This window comes from Candidatus Kuenenbacteria bacterium HGW-Kuenenbacteria-1, from assembly GCA_002839745.1.
In the GTDB taxonomy this organism is placed as follows: Bacteria; Patescibacteriota; Patescibacteriia; order UBA2591; family PGYQ01; genus PGYQ01.
The window spans coordinates 1-22526 of sequence record PGYQ01000004.1 but is presented as its reverse complement, the minus strand read 5'-3'; the positions used below and the strand labels follow the sequence as shown (position 1 = coordinate 22526).

The following is a 22526-nucleotide window of genomic DNA, read 5'->3' as shown; positions in this document are numbered from 1 at the left end:
AATTTCTTTATGCTCTTCTCTCATCTTCATATTCATAGCCATTATAGTTTACTCGACGGTTTACCAAAAATCGACGAACTTTTAGAATACGCAAAAAAATTAAATATGAATTCTTTGGCTTTGACTGATCACGGAAATATGTATGGGGTAATAGAATTTTACCAAAAAGCAAAAGCGCAAGGAATAAAACCAATTATTGGCGTTGAATTTTATGTCGCCACTGATGGAATGTATAATAAAAGACCCAATATTGATAACAAACAATATCATCTTGTTCTTTTGGCTAAAAATTTACAAGGTTATAAAAATCTAATTAAATTAACATCCAAAGCATGGTTAGAAGGATATTATTATAAACCCCGTATTGACAATGAATTATTAAAAAAACATAGCGAAGGTTTAATTGCTTTAAGTGGTTGTTTAAAAGGCGCTATTCCGCAGACTATTTTAGCAGAAAATTATCAAAAAGCAGAAAAAATCGCTTTAGAATATCAAAAATTATTTGGCAAAGATAGTTTTTATTTAGAACTTCAAGATCACCCTAGCCTTTCAGCCCAAATAACTGTTAACCAAAAAATAATAGAAATGGCAAAAAAATTAAACATTCCATTAATTGCAACTAATGATGTTCATTATCTCCAACCAGAAGATGCGGAAGCCCAAGATATTCTTATTTGCCTTCAAACTCAAAAAAAAATAGCAGACACAAATAGAATGACTTTTGTTGGGGAAGATTTTTCAATGCGTTCTCAAGAACAAATGATTGATTCTTTTAAAGATGTGCCCGAAGCCATTGAAAATACACAAAAAATAGTAGAACTGTGTAATTTAGAAATTCCCTTAAAAGAAATTCTCTTGCCACATTTTGATGTTCCAAAAGATTTTGACGCAAACACATATCTTGAAAAACTTTGTTATCAAGGGTTAAAAGAAAAATTTCCTCAATGTAATGAAGAAATTTTGTCTCGCTTAAAATATGAATTAGACATAATTAAAACCACAGGTTTTGCCTCTTATTTTCTTATTGTTCAAGATTTTGTTAATTGGGCAAAAAAAAATGAAATTTTTGTTGGTCCTGGTCGTGGTTCAGCGCCAGGCAGTTTGGTTTCCTATGTTTTAAATATCACAGAAATTAATCCAATTAAATACAATTTATTATTTGAAAGATTTTTAAACCCAGAAAGAATCAGTATGCCTGACATTGACTTGGATTTTGCCGATGATCGTCGAAATGAAGTAATAGGATATATAGAAAAAAAATATGGGAAAAACCATGTAGCCCAAATAGCCACTTTTGGAACCATGGCCGGACGCGCGTCTATTCGTGATTGTGGTCGAGTTTTAGGAATAGAATATAGTCTTTGTGATAAAATTGCTAAATTAATTCTCGGACATTCTATTCAAGATTCCATTGACAATGTTTCAGAATTAAAAGAATTTTTTGAAACTGACCCAAAAATCAAAAGATTGCTTGAAATTTCTAAAAAATTAGAAGGCGTGGCTCGTCATATTTCTACTCACGCTTGCGGAATTATTATTACTAAAAATTCTCTTAACAATTATGTTCCCTTACAACATCCTCATCAAGACGATGAAACAATTGTCACACAATATTCTATGAATATTGTTGAAAATTTAGGATTACTTAAAATCGATATTTTAGGTTTAAAAAATTTAACAATCTTACAAAAAACAATTAAATTAATTAAATGGATTCATAATATAAAAATTGATTTAAACCAAATTCCTCTTGATAATAAAAAAACTTTTAAACTTTTCAAAGATGGAAAAACAACTGGCGTGTTCCAATTAGAAAGTAGCGGAATGAAAAAATATTTAAAGCAACTAAAGCCTAATAATTTTGAAGACATTATCGCTATGATTTCTCTTTATCGACCCGGACCAATTGAATGGATTCCTGATTATATAAATGGAAAACACGGGAAAAAGAAAACATCATATCTACATCCAAAACTAGAATCCATTTTAGAAAAAACTTATGGCATTTGTATTTATCAAGAACAAGTGATGGAAATTGCCAAAACATTGGCTGGATTTACTTTGGCAGAAGCAGATATTTTAAGAAAAGCTGTGGGGAAAAAAATCCATAATCTCTTAATTAAACAAAAAGAAAAATTTATTAAAGGGTGTGTTGCTAATAAAATCTCTCAAGAAATCGCCAACAAAGTTTTTGTCCTTATTATTGAACCTTTTGCCGGTTATGGATTTAATAAAAGCCATGGCACTTGTTATGCTCTTATCGGATATTGGACAGCCTATTTAAAAGCTCATTTTCCTTGTGAATTTATGGCCAGCCTTCTTACTTCTGATCAAGGTAATGCCGATAGAATAGCCATAGAAATTATGGAATGCAAAGAAATGGGAATTAAAGTTTTGCCACCAGACATTAATGAAAGTTTTGCCGATTTTACAGTAATTGTATTAAATAAACAACAAATTATTCGTTTCGGATTGTCCGCAATAAAAAATGTTGGAAAAAAAATAATTGAAGCAATTATTGAAGAACGGAAAAAAAATGGAAAATTTGAAAGCATGGAAAATTTTATGCAAAGAGTTAATCATAAAGATTTAAATAAAAAATCATTAGAAAGCTTGATTAAATGTGGCACATTTGATCAACTAGGAGAACGCATTCAATTTTTAGAAAATTTAGAAGAGATTTTAAATTATGGTCGAAAAATTAATAAAGAAAATAACTCAAATCAAATTAATCTTTTTGATATTCTTTGTTTAAATACTTTGCCTAAATTAAATTTAAAAACAACAGAATTAACAAATGAAAAACAAAATCTCACTTGGGAAAAAGAATTATTAGGTTTATATGTTTCAAAACATCCCTTTGAAAAATTTAAATTATTATTTAATTTTCCTATTTATTCTGAACTTAAAAAAGTCACTTATAAAAATAATTTTATCCAAACAGCTGGTTTAATCGCTAAAATACAAAAAGTTTATACTCGTCAATCAAAAGAATTAATGCTTTTTGTAACAATGGAAGATGGGATTGAAACTTTAGAAATTTTAGTGTTTCCGACAATTTTAAAAAATAATTCCGAAATTTGGCAAGAGAATAAAATGATTTTAATCCAAGGAAAATTATCTGATAAAGATGGAAATATTAAACTTATCGCCGATGAAGCCAAAGAAATAACAGAAGAAAATATTCAACAATTAGTAAAAAAATGCAAAAATTTTATTTATGAAAAAAAAAATTATCGAGAATTCAGCTCTAGACAATTAAATTCTATAGAATCCAAAGAACAAAAAAATTGTTTAACACAACCAATAGAAACTTTCCCGTCTGTTTGTTTTAATATCTCCCCTGCCACTGATCAAATTTTAATTCAAAAATTAAAAAATATTTTAATCAATTGCCCTGGCAAACAACAAGTTTATTTTAATTATGTAAATAATGGTCAAAGCCAAAAAATTTACACAAATTTATTTATTAATTTTAATGAAGAAATAAAAGAAGAAATTAAAAAATTAAAAATTCTTTCTTAAACCGTCTCTAATGACCATGAAAAAAGTATTATTATTTAACTTTTATATTTTTTATTATCTAAATCCTCCAAAAAATGGTTCAACCAAATTCAAAACAATTGATTTTAAAAGTCCAGTCATTGTTAAAAATCCAATAATACAAAATAATATTCCTAATAATTTATAATATAATCTAGTTCCACCTTCAACTCCCAACCATTTTTCTGCCCAATCTACTCTTCCAACAATTTGAAGAAACCACTCTGTTTTTATTACCAACAAAGATCCAAACACTAATATTAATAAACCAATAACAATAGACCAAAACATATAAATTAGAAGTTAAAATATAAAATAAAATTACAAACTACTTATTTTTTCATTTTTGAAATTTGCAAAGTAGTTTTTATTATTGAATCAGGATTTAAAGATATACTGTCAATTCCACATTCAACAAGAAATTTAGCAAATTCTGGAAAATCTGAAGGTGCTTGTCCGCAAAATCCTATTTTTACTTTACTTTGTCTAGCTATTTTAATTACATCTCTAACTAAAATTTTTACTGCTTCATTTCTTTCATCATAAACATGACTAATTAATTCTGAATCACGATCAACTCCTAAAACAAGTTGGGTTAAATCATTACTCCCAATAGAAAATCCATCAAAAATTTTAGCAAATTCTTTAGCTAAAATAACATTTGAAGGAACTTCAACCATCATATATATTTTTAAATTATTAGCTGATGATTTATAAGCATTAATAATTAATTTATTTTTTTTCATTTCTAATAAAACTTTTTTTGCTTCTTCTATAGTTCTACAAAACGGAACCATTACAATAATATTTGTTAAACCCATTTCTTCGCGAACTTTTTTTATTGCTTGACATTCTAAAGCAAAAGCTTCTTTATATTGCTCGCTATAATAACGTGAAGCTCCACGCCAACCAATCATTGGATTAGATTCTTCTGGTTCAAAATATTTTCCGCCAATTAAATTAGCATATTCATTTGATTTAAAATCAGATAAACGAACAATAACATCTTTAGGATAAAAACCAGCGCCAAGCATACTTACTCCCTCTGCTAATTTATCAACAAAAAATTGCGATTTATTTTTATAACCTCGTGTAATTTCTTCAATTTTTCCCAAGGTTTCTTTATCAATTTTTTTATTATTAATAATTGGCTGTTTTTTATCAATGGCTAATAATATATTTGGATGTATTTTAATAAAATTATTAATAATAAATTCTTCGCGCGCCAAACCAATTCCATCATTAGGAATAAAACTTGAAGAAAAAGCTTGCTCTGGTTCGCCAATATTCATCATAATTTTTGTTTTTGGCTTTTTAAATTTTTTAAGATTAGTTTCTTGAATATTAAAAGGAATAATTCCTTGATAAACTTTTCCAATTTCTCCCTCAGCGCAACAAACTGTAATTGCTTGTCCATTTTTTAAAACTTGAGTTGCATTTCGCGTTCCAACAACACAAGGAATTCCTAATTCACGACTTACAATCGCCGCATGACAACAACGTCCACCTTTATTAGTAATAATAGCTGAGGCAATTTTCATAATTGGTTCCCAATCTGGATCAGTTATTTCAGTGACCAAAACTTCTCCTTTTTTAAAATTTTTAATCTCATGAACATTTTTAATAACATTAACTTTCCCTTGTCCAATTTTTGATCCTACTGCAGCCCCTTTACATAATAATTTACAGTTTACAGTTTGTAATTTATAGGTTGTAATTATATTAACATTTCTTTGAGATTGAACTGTTTCTGGACGAGCCTGAACAATATATAGCTGATTATTTACTCCATCTTTAGCCCATTCAATATCCATTGGTTTTTTATAATATTCTTCAATTATTTTTACCCATTTAGCTAAATGTAAAATTTCATCATCATTTAAAACAAATTTATTTCTTTCTTCTTCACTTGTTTCTATATTTTTAACTGGTTTATTCCCCTCTTGGCTATAAATCATTTTTATTGTTTTAGCGCCTAATTTTTTATTTAAAATTGGTTTAAATTTTTCTAAAGTAGGTTTAAAAACAAAAAATTCATCAGGATTGACTGCTCCTTGCACAACATTTTCTCCCAACCCCCATGAACCACTAATCAAAATTGCATTTTGAAATCCAGTTTCTGTATCAATAGAAAAAGCAACTCCAGAACAAGCTTTATCCGAACGAATCATTTTTTGAACAACAATTGATAAACCAATAGAAAAATGATCAAACCCTTTATCTACTCGATAAGAAATAGCGCGGTTAGTAAAAAGTGAAGCAAAACATTTTTTACAAGCCTCTAATAATGCGTAATCGCCTTTAACATTTAAATAAGTTTCTTGTTGTCCAGCAAAAGATGCATCAGGAAGATCTTCAGCTGTTGCCGAACTTCTTACTGCTACATCTGTTTGACAATTTATAGCTTTTGAAAAAAATTCTTTAGATAATTCTTGGTAAGCCTGAATAATTTCTTTTTCTAAATCTTCTGGAAATTTTGCTTTCAAAATAGTTTCTCTAACTTGATGTCCTCTTTCGGCTAAATTTTCCATATCACTTGTATCTAAATCAGAAAGAATTTTTTTTATTTTATCTTTAATCCCGGCGCTTTCTAATAAATAAAAATAAGCCTTAGCGCTAACCGCAAAACCATTAGGAATATTAATCCCTTTTTTAGCAAGATTTTGATACATTTCTCCCAAAGATGCATTTTTCCCTCCTACCAAAGGAACATCTTTAATTCCAATTTCTTTAAACCAATGAATATATTTTTTTTTCATAAATTTTAAAATTTTAAAATTAAATAATAAATCCATTATATATAAATTAATAAAATTTAACAATATCCCTATAATAAAATTAATATTGTAAAGTATTGCAAATTTTAATTAATACTGTATTTCTAATGTTAGATATTTATTGGTAATTTACCAAGTGTAATGAGCTACCCTTTATAAATGACAGAGCCAAAATTAAAAGCTTAATCCTAAATTTTTTTCCAACATTTTAAAATAACTCCATTGATTTTTAATGGGTTGATTTTTTAAAGATAGGTCAATAAGATCGCAATGAAAATCAGTGCCAAAAGTAATTATTAAATTTAAAGCATTGGCTAATTTTTGATAATGTTCAATTTGATGCCATGAATGATAGGGAGTAATCGCTTCAATACCCTTCAATCCTTTTTGTTTTAATTCAAAAATTATTTTATCATCATCATAAGATAATTGTTGCCCCGGATGAGCCAAAACAGGAATTCCACCAGCTTTTAAAATTGTTTTTATTGCTAAACAAGTAGAAATTTCCGAATGTTCTCCAGGCACAAATCCTGGTTTGCCCTTAATAAAATAATAATTTATCATTTCAAAAAGATCTGGATTTGGAATTTTTTTTATTTTCATTGCCTTTGCCCTTTGTTTTAATTTTAAATCCTCAATCATTCTTTTTTTATTTTTTGAAAATTTCATTAAAATATTTTTCAAATGAATAAATCCAAAATATTTTAATTTAATCTTATCTAATTCTTTAAAATCGATTTTAAAACCAATTTTTTCCATTTGCTTTAAAGTCTCAACACCCCAATTATAATGGTTTATTTGTGCCTGAGAAGTTAAATTATTTAATTCTTTATTTTTTAAATCAAAATTATAACCCAACAAATGAAGTTTTTTATTTTGAAAAAAAGTATACAATTCTATTCCGGGAATTACTCTTATTTTGTTTTTTTTGCCCAACGCAATCATTTTTTCAACTCCTGCAATTGTATTATGATCAGTTAAAGAAAATGTTGAAAAATTTTCTTTTTTGACTTTTTCGATAATTTGATTTAACTCCAACATTCCATCAGAATAAACGGAATGCATATGTAGATCAATAAAAGATTTTTTCATAAAAGGTTTTTAAATTTATTTAATTAATTTTTTTAAAACTGCAAGATGCGCTTTTTGTGCTTCACGCGCATTTTTAACTGTACTTTGAACTTGTTTTATAGTAAATCCGCGCGAAATTAATTTTTCTTTATAGCCCTTATTAAAAGTCTTTATTGTAATATAAGCATGATGCAAAAAACGTAAACAAAGAGTTAATGCGACAATTTTAAATAACTTTTTAAATTTCTTTTTGTCTTTTACTTTTTGAAAATATGTTTTAAAAAATTCTCGTTGCCATTCATGATTTCTAAAGGCATTCATCCAAATAAAAGTAAAATCAAAAGCCTGATTATTTAAATGAATCAATTCCCAATCAATGACTACTAATTGATTATCTGAAAGTAAAATATTATTAGGATAAAAATCGCCATGTGTTAAATAATTTGCGTTTCTATTTAATAAAATTCTATTTTTTTCAAGTAACTCTTTTATTATTTTTAATTCTTTAGGAATTATTTTTTGAAGAATTTTTGTATGACAATAATAACCAAAATCAGCCATATACCAATGATGATTATGACAATGCAATCGCATTATTTTTTTAATTTTCACAGTTTCTTTTTGTAAAGAAAAAAGCTCTAAAGCAAAACTTTTGGAAGAACATTTATTTAAAAAATCCTTTGTTATGCCAGAATCAATATCCATTGTGCCAGCAAAATTTTCTTCATAACATTCTCTACAAAACCAAACATAACCATCCTTGTCTTCTCCTGTCTTTAGTACTCCAGGAGTAATGAAATGAGGTTCAATTGAAGAAATTACTGGGGTAATTTTTTTATTAAATTCAATTTCTTTTTTTAAGGCTACTAATAATTCATCTGTATTTTGAAATCTGGCTTTAAAAAAATATTTTCGACCTTGTTTGTCAGCACAAATAGGCATAAAAAAACGTTTTTTATTTTCTATATTTCTTTTAATTGTAAAATTTTTATCTAAAATAGATATGCCTAATTCTTTTAATGTTTTATTAATTTTTTGTTTTGCTTGCGGAATAATTGAATATTTATACATAAATAAATTAATTTAAAATTTTAGTAAAAAATAATACTAATTTATACCAAATCAATTAAAAAATCAATCCTGACATCTTATTTTTATTTAATGTCAAAAGTTCATATCCCAGCATTAAATTATTTTTTTATTTTTATTTATAAATAAAGTTTTTGTTTAAGTAATTCTATTTCTTGTTTTACTCTGTTATTATTTTCTAAAACTTTTTTAATTTTATGACAAGCATGCATTGCTGTAGTATGATCCCGACCGCCAAATTCTTGCCCAATTGCAGGAAAAGACATTTCTAATTCTTCTCTTAATAAATACATTGCTATTTGTCTAGGATTAACTAATTCTTTTTTTCGACAACTTCCAGTTAAACTCTCTATTTTTATATTATAAAAATCCGCTACAATTTTAATTAATTCTCTAGAATTAACAGCTTTATCAGATGATCTAGAAGATAAGGTTGATAAAACATTTTTAGTGCTTTCTAAAGTAACGGGCTGTCTATCAAGTTCATATTGAGCAACAATTTTATTTAAAGCTCCCTCTAATTCTCTAATATTAGTTTGAATATTTGTTGCTAAATATTGAATTATTTCTTTATCTAAATTAAATTGACGTTCTTTAACTTTTGCCTGCAAAATTGCTATTCTGGTTTCTAAATCTGGTCGAGACACATCTGCAATCATCCCCATTGAAAAACGAGAAATAAGCCGTTCTTCTAAAGCAGGAATATTTTTTGGAGGTTTATCAGAAGTAAAAACTAATTGTTTGTTTTGTCCATGAAGAGAATTAAAAGTATGAAAAAATTCTTCTTGTGTTCTTTCTTTATTAGCAATAAATTGAATATCATCCATTAAAAGAATATCTACATCCCTATATTTTTTTTTAAACTCTTCTGTTCTATTTATTTTTATTGATTTAATAAAATCATTAGCAAAATTTTCTGAATTAACATACAAAACTTTTTTCTCTGGATATTCTAATAAAATTTCATTACCAATTGCTTGCATTAAATGAGTTTTTCCCAATCCTACTCCTCCATAAATAAAAAGAGGATTATATTTAATTCCTAATTGTCTAACTATTGATGAAGCGGCCGCAACTGCCAATTCATTCCCTGTTCCAACAACAAAATTTTTAAAAGAATATTTAGAGTTTAAATTAAATTGTTTTTTAATTTCTTGTTCTTTTAATTCTTTTTGCTCTTGATCTTCTCTTACAGATGTTTGTGTAGGCATTTTCTCATTAATTTGAAAAAAAGCATCTTCTTGAGGTTTAGATTTTTCTATTGATTCCACTTTATAAATTATTTTTCTAATTTTATGATCAGTAATATTTTCTAAGGCCTGAATAATTGCCTTATGATATTTTCTTTCTACCCATGCAAGAGTAAAAGCATTAGGAGTTCCAATAGTAACCTCATCTCCTTGCCAAGAAGAAATAAAAGTATCTTCAAACCAAGTGCTAAAATTTGCCTTACTAATAATTAATTCTAATTCTCCTAAAACCGCTTCCCAAAGTTGTTTTTTATCCATAATTATTTTGATTAAAATAAAAATATTTTAAATAATATTTTCAGATAGTAACATATAAAAATATTATTTAAAATTTTAAACAACTAATTTTGTGAAGAAAATGTGTATGAAATGTGAAAAACTCAATAAAAAAACAGCTACTAAACTCCGGAGGTCGGATTCGAACCGACGACCAATTGGTTAACAGCCAACTGCTCTACCGCTGAGCTACCCCGGAATTTAATAGCCGTTTTTAGCTACAAATTTATAATTTATAATTACTTAAGTTTTATTGTTTTTTCATTCTTTGGTTTTTTAAAAAATAAATATTGTTGAATAACCATAAATAAAGTAAGAACAAACCAATACAAAGTAAGTCCAGCTGGCAAAGTAAACCCAATAAAAACAGTCATAACTGGCATAAAATAAAGCATTTGTTTATTCATCATTGCGGCCATACTCTCATCTTTAGCTTCTTTTGTATTTGCCACTTCAGAAGGAGGCTGTTTACTCATCATCATTTTTGTTTGATAAAATTGAGCAATACCAGCTAAAATAGCAAGAAAATTACTAGGCTGAGACAAGTTTATTCCTAAAAAAATAGAATTTATTTTTTCTGGACTAGAAATAAATGGATAAAGAATGTCTTTATTTATAACATTAAACCCGTTTTGAAAAACATGAAAAATAGCAATTAAAAAAGGAAATTGAATTAATAATGGTAAGCAAGAAGAAAAAGGATTAATTTTTTCTTGTTTATAAAGTTCCATCATTGCTAAACTCATTTTTTCTTTTTGATCCTTAAATTTTTCTTTAATTTCTTCCACTTTGGGTTGTAAATCTTGAAGCGCTTTTTGCGATTTTATCATTTGTAAAGAAAAAGGATTCAAAAGTAATTTAATAATTATTGTCAAAAGAATTATTGCTATTCCTAAATTATTTCCAGGAATTACATTATATAAAAAAATTAATAAATTGTAAATTGGTTGATAACAAATTATATTAAATAGTTCAGCCATAAATTAAAAATTAAAAATTAGAAAAATTTTTTGGTTATTTTATTTCTTCTTTTTCCTTATCAAAAGATCTAAAAGGATCCTTTTTCCCTGTGTCTATTAATTTTATTAAAGATTCATTTCCACTCTTATCTACTGCGGTTAATATATAATAATAAGAAAAATTATCTTTTAACTCTCGATCTTGAAAAGATAAATTTTTAATATTGCTTCCAATTAACATTCCTATTTTATTAGGCATTTCTGATCTATAAATTTGAACATGATCAAAATCTTCATCCACAGGATTAATCCATTTAATTAATAAACTGCTACTTTCTTGACCAGTAATAATTTGAATATCTTTTGGAGGAAAAGGAGGAATTTTATCTATTGCCCTGCTTGATTTTTGATCAATATTATCTGATTCTTGATCTTTAACATTTTTAGGATCATTAGGATCAACCCATGAAACAACCGAACGAACAGTATAATAATAATAAATATTTCTTTGTACTTCTTTGTCTTGAAAAAATGTCGTTTTTCCATCTAAAGTAACAATCAACTCCCCTAACTTATTTTTTTCTATTGCTCTATAAATTCGAATATTTTTAAAAATAATTTCTTTTGGATTAATCCAGCTAATATTTAAAATTGTTCCAATATTAGGATCTGTAACATTAATATTGGTAGGCGAGGGAGGAAATTTTGGATGACGAGGAATTGCTTTGTATTGAAAAGCCACCCTTTGATCTATTGGTTGTTCTAACTCACTAAACCACGAATAAAGAAATAAAGGAATCTTAGATTTTTTAGATTCATTAGATTCATTAGATTCATTAGGAATATTTTTTTTATTAATTTTTTCCTCATTTTTCCCAATATTTATTGAAATACATCCTGTTAAAGTTATAGGAATAAGTATTAATATAAATAAAAGAAATATTTTTTTAAACATACAAAATTAATTTATAATTTAAAATTTATTATTTAAAATTTCTAAAAAGTTATTCTAAATAGTATGTCCTTAAATTTATTTTTTGAGATTTTTCATTTGGACTAAAATTAAATGAAATTACATCTATTAAACGAATATTTTTTTCTAAATTATTTAAAAACACTTTTAAAGTATAATAATTTAATCCTCCAATTTCCGTTGAGATATCAAGACTTTTAAGATTTTTACTTTCGATTTTAGAAATTTCTGTGGCTTTAATTTCATTTTCATTTCCACTGGTATTTAAAATATCTATTGCTCCCCCTTCAATAATATCTAAAGAAAGCAAGGTTACTCCACTTTTTTGTGTTATATTTTCTAATTCTTTAAAAAGATCTGGAACATTTTTTTTAAATGGTAAAATAGCCATTAATTTTTGAACTTCCAATCCTTCTAATTTTTGATATTCTTCTTTTAAGATTTTTAAATTTTTTAAATCTTTTGCTTTTGATATTAATTCATTTTGTTTTAAATCTATTAATTTTTTTCTATTTTCTTTTAATTCTAAATAAAATTGTTTGACAAATAAAAAATATCCTAATCCAAAAACTATTAATATTGTTAAAAGAAAAAAAACCTTAAAATGTTGAACAAAAATTATTGTAATTTTTTGTTGAAATTGATTCATAAAAATTAATTTATTTTTAATAAGCATGTTGCAAAATTCCGGGTTGTAATTCTATATCGATTTTAAATCCAATGCCTTCTATATCTTTTGATTCCTTTTTTTTCTTTCGTTCTTTTGTAGATAAAAGCTCGCTAATTTCAACTTTTTTTACAAAATTTGTAGCTTTTTGAAATATTAATAATTGATTTTTTATACTAATAAAATCCTTACCTACGCCTTCAATGCTTATTTTTGCTATTGTTCCAGCTTTATCATTATTTTGAGATAAATCAAAATTACAATTTAAATTAGTATAAACAATATCCTTTATAGTATTTTCTTCTAAAAAATTTAAAACATCCATCCAATAAATATGGTTATCTATTAATTTTTGAGTCAATTTTATTCTCATTTGAACTAATTGATCTTTTTCTTTAAATTCGCTGTAATTAATTAACTCTTTATCTATTTTTTTTATTTGTATTTGAATATTTTGAAGTTGATCATCAATGTTTATTTTATAAAAAAATAAACCGACGCAAAATATTACCACCACAACAACACTTCCTATAAAAATTTTTCCTAAATCTTTCATCTGTTTCACTGGCTTAACAAAACTTCTCATTTCTTCGGGAATTAAATTAATTTCTATTCCTTTTGAAGTTTGATCATCTTCTTTTTCTCTTTTAATTTGTTCTGCTGACTCTGTTAATTTTTGTTCTATTTTTTTATCAGGCATTTTTTGTAAAGGAGCCGAAGCCAAAAAAGAAGCTTTTTCTCTAAATTTTTCTTCTCTTTTTAATTTTGAAACAACGTCTTGAATTTCTTCATTTTTAAATTTTTCTGATTTTTTATAGAAAAAAGATTTAATTTTATTTAAAAATCTGTTTTTATCTTTATTCATTATTAATCTTTCCTTTGGATTGCTTAATTTTATTTTTTCTGGCTCTATTTCAACTTTTCTTTTTTCTAATTCCTCCTCTTTTTTTCTTAATTCGTCAGGTAATAAATTTGGATCTTGCATAAAAATTTATAATTTAATTTGTAATTTAATTTATAATTTATAATTTATAATTTCTTATATTTCTCTCATTGCTAAACCAATGGCTATTGATAATCGAGGAGCGATCTCTTCTAAGGCTGGTTTTAATTCCAAAGGATAAATAGTTTGAAACCAAGGATCCCCAACATAAACCCTTTTTTCTAAAACCTTAGAAAAAAAATCAGGTAAATTTGGAAGATAAGCCGAACCGCCAGTAAGAATAATTTTTTCTATTTTTTTTAAACCTTGATGTTCGTAAAGTTCAATTGTATAACGAATTTCATTAATAATATTATCTAAAATAGTTTGAATTATTTTAGAAGTTCCTTCCTGTGTAGAATCATTTAATGATATTCCTATATCACGTTTAAATTGTTCCGCTCTTTTAGAATTAATATTTAAACTATTAGCAATGGCTTGCGTTACAGAAATTCCTCCCACATCAATACTTCTATTTAAAATAGGGACACTTTTTTCAACAACAATAACACTTGTTATGGCCGCCCCTATATCAACGATCATTATTGGATTTAAATCATATCCAACCAAAGAACGTGTAAGAGCAAAAGATGCCGTTTCTAAACTTAAAAGTTCAAAATTAATTTCTTTAAAAATATCTACATATTTTTTAATTAAATTTTTAGGCGCAACTGTCAAAAGAATACGCAATCCTTTTTTTGTTTTTATTTCTTTTTGATCTAAATTAGATTCAACTAAATTTGTTTTATTTTTTTTAGAAGTTTCTTCTTTTAATATTTTCCAATCCAAAATTACCTCGTCTATTGGTAGAGGAATAAATTTTTTAGCTTCCCATTTAATTGCCGCAGGCAAATCTTTATTGGAGATTAAAGGCAAATTTATAATTGAATTAAAAACAGAAAAAGTAGGCAACCCAGTAATTACTTTTTGAGTAGATACCCCGGCTTTTTTACAAGTTTTTAAAATTAAAGAAGCAATATATTTTTTTGCTTCTTCGGAATTATCATGAATAATATCCGCACTCTGCTCAACAAACCCATAAGTAACTAATTGCGGTTTACCTTTATTATTTTTTAATTCCACTATTTTAATACTGCCCATTCCAATATCAACGCCCAAATAATTTTGTTCTTTTGAAAGAAATGATTTTAACATAATTAGATTATATAATATATTTTAATTTTTATCAATAAAATATAACATATAATATAAAATAATTCTAACCAACTATTAACATGCTCCCAAGCTGGGCTAATATGTTAACATAAAAGTGAATAAATAGATTGACAAAAGCATAATTTTGTGTTAAAAATATGATAATAAGTTTTTTAAAAATTATATCTAAAAATAAAAATATTTTAAAAATAAAATTCTATGAACACTCAAACTATTACTATTCCGAAAAAAGAATATCAAAAATTAATTGAAAATTTTTTTCGATTTGAATATTTTAAACAAGTAGTAAAAGAGGATATTTTTGCTTCTCCTCCTATCCGAAATACAAAAAAAATTATAAATTCTTTTAAAGAAACAAATAAATATAATGATGATTTTTTAAAAAGTTTAGAAAAAGGATTAAAACGCTCATCTTATTTTATATAATTTTAAAAAATAATGAAAATTTTCCCTATTCATCCAGATATTGAAAAATATCTTAAAAAGAAAAATCTTAAAAAAAATTTGAAAAACAAAAGAAATTTTTTGAAGAAAATCCTTTTTATCCAAGTTTGCAAACAGAACTTCTTGAACCAAAACAAATGAAAATCTGGAGTTTCAGAATTAATCATAAGTATAGGGTAATTTTTATTTTTCGAGAAAAACGCACAATTGAAATTATTGATATCAACGATTATTATCAATAAAATAATTTTTATTGCATCGGAATTTGAATATTACAAAGAAAAAGAAACCCCCTTAATCCCCCTTATCAGGGAGACAGAATTGATTAGCCCCCTTGATAAAGGGGGTTGGGGGATTTTAAAAACAGAAACCCTCTAAATTTTTCCCAGTTATTCAACGGGGCAAACTCTATCAGGGAGACTTAAATGTGTGAAAAGGCTTATTTTATTGTATCGGAATTTGAATGATTATTCTCTTTCTGTCATTCCCGTGACAACGGGAATCCAGGTTTCATAAGTTAATTAAATCTGGATCCCCGCATTCGCGAGGATGACAGTCTTCTCTGGATTCCCTTTGGAACCTGCCACGAGTTTCATCAAGGGCGGGAATGACAAAATATTTCAAGTGTAAAATTTGTCAGACAAATTTTGCCTATTTTATTATGCGAATAGAGGTTATTTTTTTTCTTTTTTCTTCATTGCTAAATAATCAGAAACCTTTTCTAATTATTTAATAAAGAGAAAATTCATCCTTTAATAATTTAAAAAATTATAAATTTTAAATTCCCACTGTGTTAACACGGTGGGGACGAAAAAAGAAAAAAATAATCAACTATAAATTTTCAACACCCATAAATATGGTAACACAAAAGTGAATAAATAGATTGACAAAAGAGTGGTATTTTGTTTGAAAATAAGAATTTAATGTTTGGGGATACGACCCCTAAACATGGCATAAAAAAAATTTCTTTTCAAACACAATACCGCTAGATTTATAGCGGTATATTCAAGTCTTAGGAGGATAAAAAAATGAAAAAGTTATTAGTTAGCGTAGTAGTAATGGCATTGATGATGCTGGTAATTGCGCCAGCCTATGCCACTTCCGATGATAATATTATGTGTGGAGTCGGGTTTGGACTCGACTCACTTAATGCCAAGGTGATCATTCTTGATCATCTTGGCGTAGAACTCCAAGGAAGCGCTGTTCCTGGAGTTCTAGTAGGTACCATCCGAGGTATCTACCGCCTTAATCCCGCCTGGAGGGTAATTTTTTACTCCGGGATGGGAGTAGGTAAAGGTAGATTCACAGTCGTCAATGATGAAGGCGACAAAATAAGTGGATCTACAGATTCAAAAAATTTTTTTGGAGGAATTGAGCTCAAATTCACCAAAAAAATTTTTTTAAACATAGATTATGGCAAGGTTTTTTTAAATCTCTCTGGCGTGGGAGATGAAAAAAAAACCGAAGAAAAAATTCTAAATTTTGGGCTATTTTTTTTCTTCTAGCCCAAAAAATTTAAATTAAAAGGAGACAAAAAAAATGAGAAAGTTATTAGTTAGCGTAGTAACAGTAGCGTTGTTGGCTGGGGCCATTGCCCCAGCCAATGCGAAAAGTCTTGCTGGGGCCATCTACCAGCAAGCAAAGGAATTGCGAGTTCCGCCAGAACTCGCTCCCTTGATACTCCCGGATGGAACTACCGTGGTAGTTGACCACGGTATGTTGCCTCCACCGTCAGTGGTGGTGGTACCGAAGGCAAGGATAAGCGACGAATGGGTCGCTTATGCTGAGCCAAGAGAGCCAAGTTTCGACTTGGCAAGGGTTGGGGTACCCTCTTATCAAATACCCCAAATTGCGATTAATATAGGCAGTATAGCCTATATTGCGACAGCAGATGGGGGTGCCCTTTTAACAAAGGGCAATAATCTGTTGTTGCGGGTCGACGTCAGCGACCCTAATACTCCGTTACTGACAGGCCAGCTCTCTATTCCTGGAGTTGGCTTTTCCATCGTGGTGGATGGAACCCGTGCCTACATAGGAGTAGGAACGGGAGGTAAGGCCGGTGAAAAAGCCGGCCTCTGCATAGTGGATCTGACCACCATGCAGTTTTCGTTTTTTGAAGTTAATGGGGGCGACTGGACAGCCCCTAATAATTGTCGTATTCTTGAGGTAAAAGGGGGGATCGTTAAGATCTCGTACTTATTTACCTCTCAGAGAGGGGGGGAAAGAATGGTTGATGCAATAATTAACTGCACCGACCCAGCCTCCCCAAGGAGGATAGAATAGGGGAAAAAATAGGGTTGGGGTTAGTGATTAAATTAAAATTAATTTTTTTCACAACACCCCAACCCATAACTCCACCCCCCACTGTGTTAACACGGTGGGGATGAAAAAAAGAAAAAAAATAATCCAAATTATATTATTTTATTCTAATCTTAAAACAAATTTAACTATTATAGCAACCATTTTTAACCATTAAACCCAAATTATTTTATCTAATTTTAGCCAATAGTCCATAGACTGTTCCATGGACTAAATAAATTTCTAAAATAAATTTGGATCATTTTTAAAACCGGGTCTTAAATTAAAACCCGGTTTTAGTTATATATTTTGAGACCCTACATAAAATTGTGTCTAGCATAGTAAAAATGTATAATTAATTTTGTCATAATAGTTAAAATGTTTTAATAATAAATTTAATATTTATTCTAATAATAAAACAAATTTAACTATTATAGCAACCATTTTTAACCATTAAACCCAAATTATTTTATCTAATTTTAGCCAATTTTATCTAATTTTAGCCAATAGTCCATAGACTGTTCTATGGACTAAAATAATAAAAATACAAATACAAGAACAAAGAGATTGCTTTTGGACTAATTTTAGCCAATAGTCCATAGACTGTTCCATGGACTAAATAAGTTAGTAGTCTTATTTTAAATACTTGTCAAAAATTTTTACACAACCTCCATCTTTATTAAGAGATAACAAAAAAAATGAGGATGAATGGTGATTCCTTTTCTTTTAAGTTAAATAACCATTGACAAAGTGTTGCGCTTGTAATATTATTATTATTTCACATTTTTCCCTCCTATTTTCAAAAAACTTTTGGGACCGTTCATAAAAGTGTGTCTAGCTTTTTTATCTTTTTGTAATTTTCTTAAAATATTTATAATTTGAAACTGGATATTTCATATAATTTTTTTCTTCAAATTCTTTAATAATCATAAATAAATAATCAAGCAGTCTTTCAGGTGATTCAAATGATAATTTATTTTTTGTTGTTTTTCTAATTTGTCTGTTTAAATTTTCAAGACTATTTGTCGTGTAAATCATTCTTCTTACAACAGGATTAAATTTTATGTAAGTAAAATAATATTCTATGTTTCCTTCTTTAAAATAATTTTTAAAATTTGGATATTTATTTTTCCATTTTTTCAAAAAATTATTTACTTTTTCCAAAGCTTTCTTTATAGTAGCATCTTTATCAAAATTATCAAAAACTTCTTTTAAATCTTCTGCTATTTCTGTTTTTTCTTTTGGTCTAGTTTTGTTTAAAATATTTCTCATTTTATGAACAACACATTTTTGAAATTCTGCTTCAGGAAAATATTTTAATACTTCATCCTCTAATCCTTGAATCCCATCAGCAACAAATAAATCTATTTTTTCGACACCTCTTTTTTCTTTTAAATCTTTTAATAATTCACCCCAAAATATAGCTCCTTCAGTCGGATTAAGCTCTAAAATAAGCAATTCTCTACGATTATCTTCTCTTACGCCATAAGCCACAAAAGCGCCTTCTTTTGTATATTCATTATCTCTTCTTACTGTTATAAAAATAACATCACCAAAAACAACTTTATAATGTTTTTCAAGTTTTGCGTTTTGCCAAGCAACTCTAAACTTATTAAACGTTTCCGCTAAATTTGATATTTTAGCTGGAGACATTCCTTCTTCAAAAACTTCATCAAGAAATGATTGAATGTCTTGCGAGGTCATTCCTCTTTTATATAAAGACAAAGCAATTTCATCGACCTTTCCTCTATTTATTTTTAACAATTCTAATGTTGCTGGAGAAAACAAACCTGCTCTTGTTCTTGGAATGTTTACAACAAGAGAATTGCTTGAAAGACTTTTCATAGCTCTTCCATAATATCCATTTCCTTTATCTGTTTTTGGATCATTAATTTTTTCCAAATATTCATCTCTTTCTATACTCATTAAAGATTCAATAGTTGTTGCAATAAACTTATCCATTGATAATGAATCTAAATTTTCTCTTAAACTTTTAATACTTTTCTCTAAAATTTTTGTTGTCTTATTATTTTTGTCTTGCATAGTTTTTAAAATTAAATTAATAAAAATTAATTATACATTTTAACTATGCCAGACACAATTTTATGTAGGGTCTCACTTTTTTTCATTGTGTTAACATATTAGAAATAAAAAAATTGTAATAAAAAAATAGCTATTATAGTAAAATAGCTATTTTTTTTTGTTTAAATTAGCCAATAAAAATAACAAATGCCAAGGATAGGGGAAAAAACTAAATGCCCAAAAAAAATAAATTTGTGATTAATTTGTTAAAGGAATATAATCCCAACCCCTTGACGCTCCATTACAAATATAGAGACGATTATTAGTTGTGTCAATACTTATTCTTCCTCTTTCGTTATTATTATCACAATCTGCCACAGGTGGAGTTCCTGTATTATTATCTTCAATTTGAATATATTTACCATCCGGAATATGTAAAGCACTTTGAGGATTTGTTGTCCCTATCCCAACATTACCATTTATAAACGAATTTGCATATGAAACATAGATTTGGCCACCATCACAAGCAACAGCTGTCTGGATTTTGCCGTCAGAAGACATAGCAACTGCCCGCCAATTCATTACTACTGAACCTGTTGCTGTCCAAGTGTTGCCATGGTCAGAAGAAACATAGATGTAGCCACCATAAGTAACAGCTGTCTGGATTTTGCCGTCAGAAGACATAGCAACTCCTTGCCAATTCATTACTGAACCTGTTGCTGTCCAAGAGTTGCCATAGTTAGAAGAAACATAGATTTGTCTTCCGCCCCAAACAGTAGCAACAGCTGTCTGGATTTTGCCGTCAGAAGACATAGCAACTCCTTGCCAATTCATTGCTAAACCTGTTGCTTTCCAAGTGTTACCATAGTTAGAAGAAACATAGATGTGGTCACCATAAGTAACAGCTGTCTGGATTTTGCCGTCAGAAGACATAGCAATTCCTAACCAATTCATTTCTGAACCTGTTGCTGTCCAAGTGTTGCCATGGTCAGAAGAAACATAGATGTAGCCACCATAAGCAACAGCTGTCTGGATTTTGCCGTCAGAAGACATAGCAATTCCTAACCAATACTTTGCTGAACCTGTTGCTGTCCAAGTGTTACCATAGTTAGAAGAAACATAGATGTAGTCACTACCATTAATAACAGCTGTCTGGATTTTGCCGTCAGAAGACATAGCAACTGCCCACCAATTCTTTTTTGCTGAACCTGTTGCTGTCCAAGTATTGCCGTAATTACTCAAACCCCATTGATTTTCTTTAATCCCAACTTTACCAAAATACGCACCACCTTCTATTTGAGTTAAAAGATTACCATTTGTAGTTAAATCTCCATTTATATCTAATTTTCTCCTCAGTACTCTTGTCCCGATTCCGACATTACCATCTGCTCTGATGTAAAGTTTTGAAACATTACCAGAACTAAAATCAGCAATGACTTTGTTTGATGCTGTATTTAAAATACTCACTCCTAACCCATCATTGTAGTCATTAGCCCCCTCAATCCATGCGGTAAAACTCATATTCGCTATATTTTGTTTTACTTCAAAAAACGCTCTCGGAGTTGTTGTTCCAATGCCGACATTACCATCCGCTCTGATGAAAAGTTTTGAAACATTGCCAGATCTAAAATCAGCGATGGCTTTGTTTGATGTTGTATTTAAAATATTCACTCCCAACCCATAATTTTTGTCATCAGTTCCCTCAATCCATGCGGCAAAATTTGTATCCGGTGTATTTCGCTTTACTTCAAGAGACGCGAGTGGTCCTGTTGTCCCAATCCCGACATTGCCCTTAAGTAAATCTCCATAAATTAACCCGCCAATATTAAGATGATAACTAGTTATTGGGGTTGGCACATCCTGATTATATCCAATAATTATATTGCCAATGCCTCCTGTACCGTAGTCTCCACTATTAATAGTATAACCAGCTTTATATCCAATAAGAACATTATTTGATAAATTTCTATTTGCTGCTCCATATCCCGCTCGATAACCCAAAAGAACATTATTACTTCCCGTATAATTAAAATGTCCTGCATTAGATCCAAGAACAGTATTAAAGTTACCACTTTCAGCTTTTAAAAGAGCTGAATTTCCTATAGCAACATTATCACCACCATCAGAAGAATAACCATCAAGAGCTTTAACTCCTATTGCAATATTATTATTGCCAAATGCATTATTTTGAAGAGCTAAAGTTCCAATAGCAATATTATTATCGCCGTTAACGAGCGAAGAAAGAGCTGAACTGCCTAATGCAGAATTATTCTTTCCAGTCCCTTCTTCTATTTCCAAACTTCCAGCATTTCTACCCACAAAAACATTATTAGTCCCAAAATTATGAATAAATCTATCTGTGCCAACTTTAATTATACCCGTTGTTGCTGTTGTATCCGGCAAGCTAATGTTTCCTACATTAGAAAGATTTTTACTATTGGCGTTAATATCACTTGTCCAAGGAGTTTGAGATCCAGCTGCAACAGTCGCCCAAGTAGGAGCTCCTGCTCCATTGGATTTTAAAAATTTGCCAGAATCTTCGGCTACTGATGCCAACATAGCCGTAATATTTGTAGTGCTTTGATAAGGAATACTCCATTGCGCGCCTACTAAATTTGTCGCGGTTGTTGCAGAAGTAGCGGTTGTTGCAGAAGTAGCGGTTGTGGCTGAAGTTGCATTGCCAGTTAAAGATCCAGTAACATTTCCAGTTAAATTTCCATTAAATTTTGTCGCTGTAACATTTCCATCTTTATCAACTTTAAATTTATCATTCCCAGCACCTGTTTGTAAAAGCATTAAATTGCCAACAGAATCGGCTTTTATTACTCCATAAATTAAATTTTGATCTGTTGTTAACTTCAAAGTAGCATCACCAATCATTAAACCTTTTTCATCTCCACCCCCTAAAACCTTTAACGCGCCATTAAATTGAGAAGTTGCTCCGCCTTGAACAGTAAGTTTTTTCTGAATAATAACATTGCTTTTTATTGTTATATCTT

Annotated in this window: 16 protein-coding genes and 1 tRNA gene; 4 read left to right on the top strand and 13 right to left on the bottom strand. The window is 28.6% G+C overall.

Annotation, left to right across the window (positions count from 1 at the left end; translation table 11 throughout):
• The first annotated feature begins 9 nt into the window (after positions 1-9).
• Positions 10-3525 (top strand): DNA polymerase III subunit alpha, encoded by a 3516-nt coding sequence (locus CVV26_01425; protein ID PKL72469.1) that lies wholly within the window; start codon positions 10-12, stop codon positions 3523-3525.
• 54 nt (positions 3526-3579) lie between these two features.
• Here CVV26_01425 and CVV26_01420 read toward each other — a convergent pair whose 3' ends face one another.
• From CVV26_01420 to CVV26_01370, 11 genes are all read right to left on the bottom strand, one after another.
• A complete protein-coding gene (locus CVV26_01420; protein PKL72468.1) occupies positions 3580-3834 on the bottom strand; it encodes a hypothetical protein in 255 nt (84 codons plus the stop codon).
• Between the two features lie 41 nt (positions 3835-3875).
• Positions 3876-6302: a phosphoenolpyruvate synthase gene (locus CVV26_01415; GenBank protein PKL72483.1), complete on the bottom strand. Its 2427-nt coding sequence runs from the start codon at positions 6300-6302 to the stop codon at positions 3876-3878.
• A gap of 192 nt (positions 6303-6494) precedes the next feature.
• Positions 6495-7412, bottom strand: a complete 918-nt coding sequence (locus tag CVV26_01410; GenBank protein ID PKL72467.1) for a hypothetical protein — start codon at positions 7410-7412, stop codon at positions 6495-6497.
• A 15-nt stretch (positions 7413-7427) separates the two neighbouring features.
• A complete protein-coding gene (locus CVV26_01405) occupies positions 7428-8462 on the bottom strand; it encodes a hypothetical protein (protein PKL72466.1) in 1035 nt (344 codons plus the stop codon).
• 137 nt (positions 8463-8599) lie between these two features.
• Positions 8600-9988 carry a chromosomal replication initiator protein DnaA gene (dnaA, locus tag CVV26_01400; GenBank protein PKL72465.1) on the bottom strand — a complete coding sequence of 463 codons (1389 nt, stop codon included), beginning with the start codon at positions 9986-9988 and terminating at the stop codon, positions 8600-8602.
• Positions 9989-10133: 145 nt separating this feature from the next.
• Positions 10134-10205, bottom strand: a tRNA-Asn gene (locus CVV26_01395).
• Positions 10206-10245: 40 nt separating this feature from the next.
• Positions 10246-10986: a hypothetical protein gene (locus CVV26_01390; protein PKL72464.1), complete on the bottom strand. Its 741-nt coding sequence runs from the start codon at positions 10984-10986 to the stop codon at positions 10246-10248.
• 34 nt (positions 10987-11020) lie between these two features.
• Positions 11021-11920: a hypothetical protein gene (locus CVV26_01385; protein PKL72463.1), complete on the bottom strand. Its 900-nt coding sequence runs from the start codon at positions 11918-11920 to the stop codon at positions 11021-11023.
• Between the two features lie 49 nt (positions 11921-11969).
• The gene (locus CVV26_01380) at positions 11970-12614 is read right to left on the bottom strand and encodes a hypothetical protein (GenBank protein PKL72462.1); all 645 of its coding nucleotides are present in this window, start codon (positions 12612-12614) and stop codon (positions 11970-11972) included.
• Entirely contained in the window at positions 12604-13590 is a 987-nt protein-coding gene (locus CVV26_01375; GenBank protein ID PKL72461.1) for a hypothetical protein, read from the bottom strand. The genes CVV26_01380 and CVV26_01375 overlap by 11 nt, the downstream gene beginning before the upstream one ends.
• Positions 13591-13644: 54 nt before the next feature.
• Positions 13645-14742, bottom strand: coding sequence for a hypothetical protein (locus tag CVV26_01370; protein ID PKL72460.1), 1098 nt, complete (start codon positions 14740-14742; stop codon positions 13645-13647).
• A gap of 219 nt (positions 14743-14961) precedes the next feature.
• Here CVV26_01370 and CVV26_01365 point away from each other — a divergent pair, with 219 nt between their 5' ends.
• The 3 genes from CVV26_01365 (at position 14962) to CVV26_01355 (ending at position 17490) form a co-directional block, all read left to right on the top strand.
• On the top strand, positions 14962-15189 hold the full coding sequence (locus CVV26_01365) for a hypothetical protein (GenBank protein ID PKL72459.1): 228 nt from the start codon (positions 14962-14964) through the stop codon (positions 15187-15189).
• Between the two features lie 1076 nt (positions 15190-16265).
• Positions 16266-16712: a hypothetical protein gene (locus CVV26_01360; GenBank protein ID PKL72458.1), complete on the top strand. Its 447-nt coding sequence runs from the start codon at positions 16266-16268 to the stop codon at positions 16710-16712.
• A gap of 34 nt (positions 16713-16746) precedes the next feature.
• Positions 16747-17490, top strand: coding sequence for a hypothetical protein (locus tag CVV26_01355; GenBank protein PKL72457.1), 744 nt, complete (start codon positions 16747-16749; stop codon positions 17488-17490).
• 858 nt (positions 17491-18348) lie between these two features.
• Here CVV26_01355 and CVV26_01350 read toward each other — a convergent pair.
• Positions 18349-19548, bottom strand: a complete 1200-nt coding sequence (locus CVV26_01350) for a hypothetical protein (protein ID PKL72456.1) — start codon at positions 19546-19548, stop codon at positions 18349-18351.
• 237 nt (positions 19549-19785) lie between these two features.
• Positions 19786-22526 (bottom strand): hypothetical protein (locus CVV26_01345; protein ID PKL72455.1); only part of this gene is annotated, 2741 nt, incomplete at its 5' end.

Bases quoted from the DNA above. Each gene is read 5' to 3' on its own strand.
- CVV26_01405 (PKL72466.1), bottom strand. From the start codon at position 8,462: ATGTATAAATATTCAATTATTCCGCAAGCAAAACAAAAAATTAATAAA.
- CVV26_01355 (PKL72457.1), top strand. From the start codon at position 16,747: ATGAGAAAGTTATTAGTTAGCGTAGTAACAGTAGCGTTGTTGGCTGGG.
- CVV26_01375 (PKL72461.1), bottom strand. From the start codon at position 13,590: ATGCAAGATCCAAATTTATTACCTGACGAATTAAGAAAAAAAGAGGAG.
- CVV26_01385 (PKL72463.1), bottom strand. From the start codon at position 11,920: ATGTTTAAAAAAATATTTCTTTTATTTATATTAATACTTATTCCTATA.
- CVV26_01370 (PKL72460.1), bottom strand. From the start codon at position 14,742: ATGTTAAAATCATTTCTTTCAAAAGAACAAAATTATTTGGGCGTTGAT.
- CVV26_01420 (PKL72468.1), bottom strand. From the start codon at position 3,834: ATGTTTTGGTCTATTGTTATTGGTTTATTAATATTAGTGTTTGGATCT.
- CVV26_01425 (PKL72469.1), top strand. From the start codon at position 10: ATGCTCTTCTCTCATCTTCATATTCATAGCCATTATAGTTTACTCGAC.
- CVV26_01360 (PKL72458.1), top strand. From the start codon at position 16,266: ATGGCATTGATGATGCTGGTAATTGCGCCAGCCTATGCCACTTCCGAT.
- CVV26_01390 (PKL72464.1), bottom strand. From the start codon at position 10,986: ATGGCTGAACTATTTAATATAATTTGTTATCAACCAATTTACAATTTA.
- CVV26_01350 (PKL72456.1), bottom strand. From the start codon at position 19,548: ATGCAAGACAAAAATAATAAGACAACAAAAATTTTAGAGAAAAGTATT.
- CVV26_01380 (PKL72462.1), bottom strand. From the start codon at position 12,614: ATGCTTATTAAAAATAAATTAATTTTTATGAATCAATTTCAACAAAAA.
- CVV26_01410 (PKL72467.1), bottom strand. From the start codon at position 7,412: ATGAAAAAATCTTTTATTGATCTACATATGCATTCCGTTTATTCTGAT.
- dnaA (PKL72465.1), bottom strand. From the start codon at position 9,988: ATGGATAAAAAACAACTTTGGGAAGCGGTTTTAGGAGAATTAGAATTA.
- CVV26_01365 (PKL72459.1), top strand. From the start codon at position 14,962: ATGAACACTCAAACTATTACTATTCCGAAAAAAGAATATCAAAAATTA.
- CVV26_01415 (PKL72483.1), bottom strand. From the start codon at position 6,302: ATGAAAAAAAAATATATTCATTGGTTTAAAGAAATTGGAATTAAAGAT.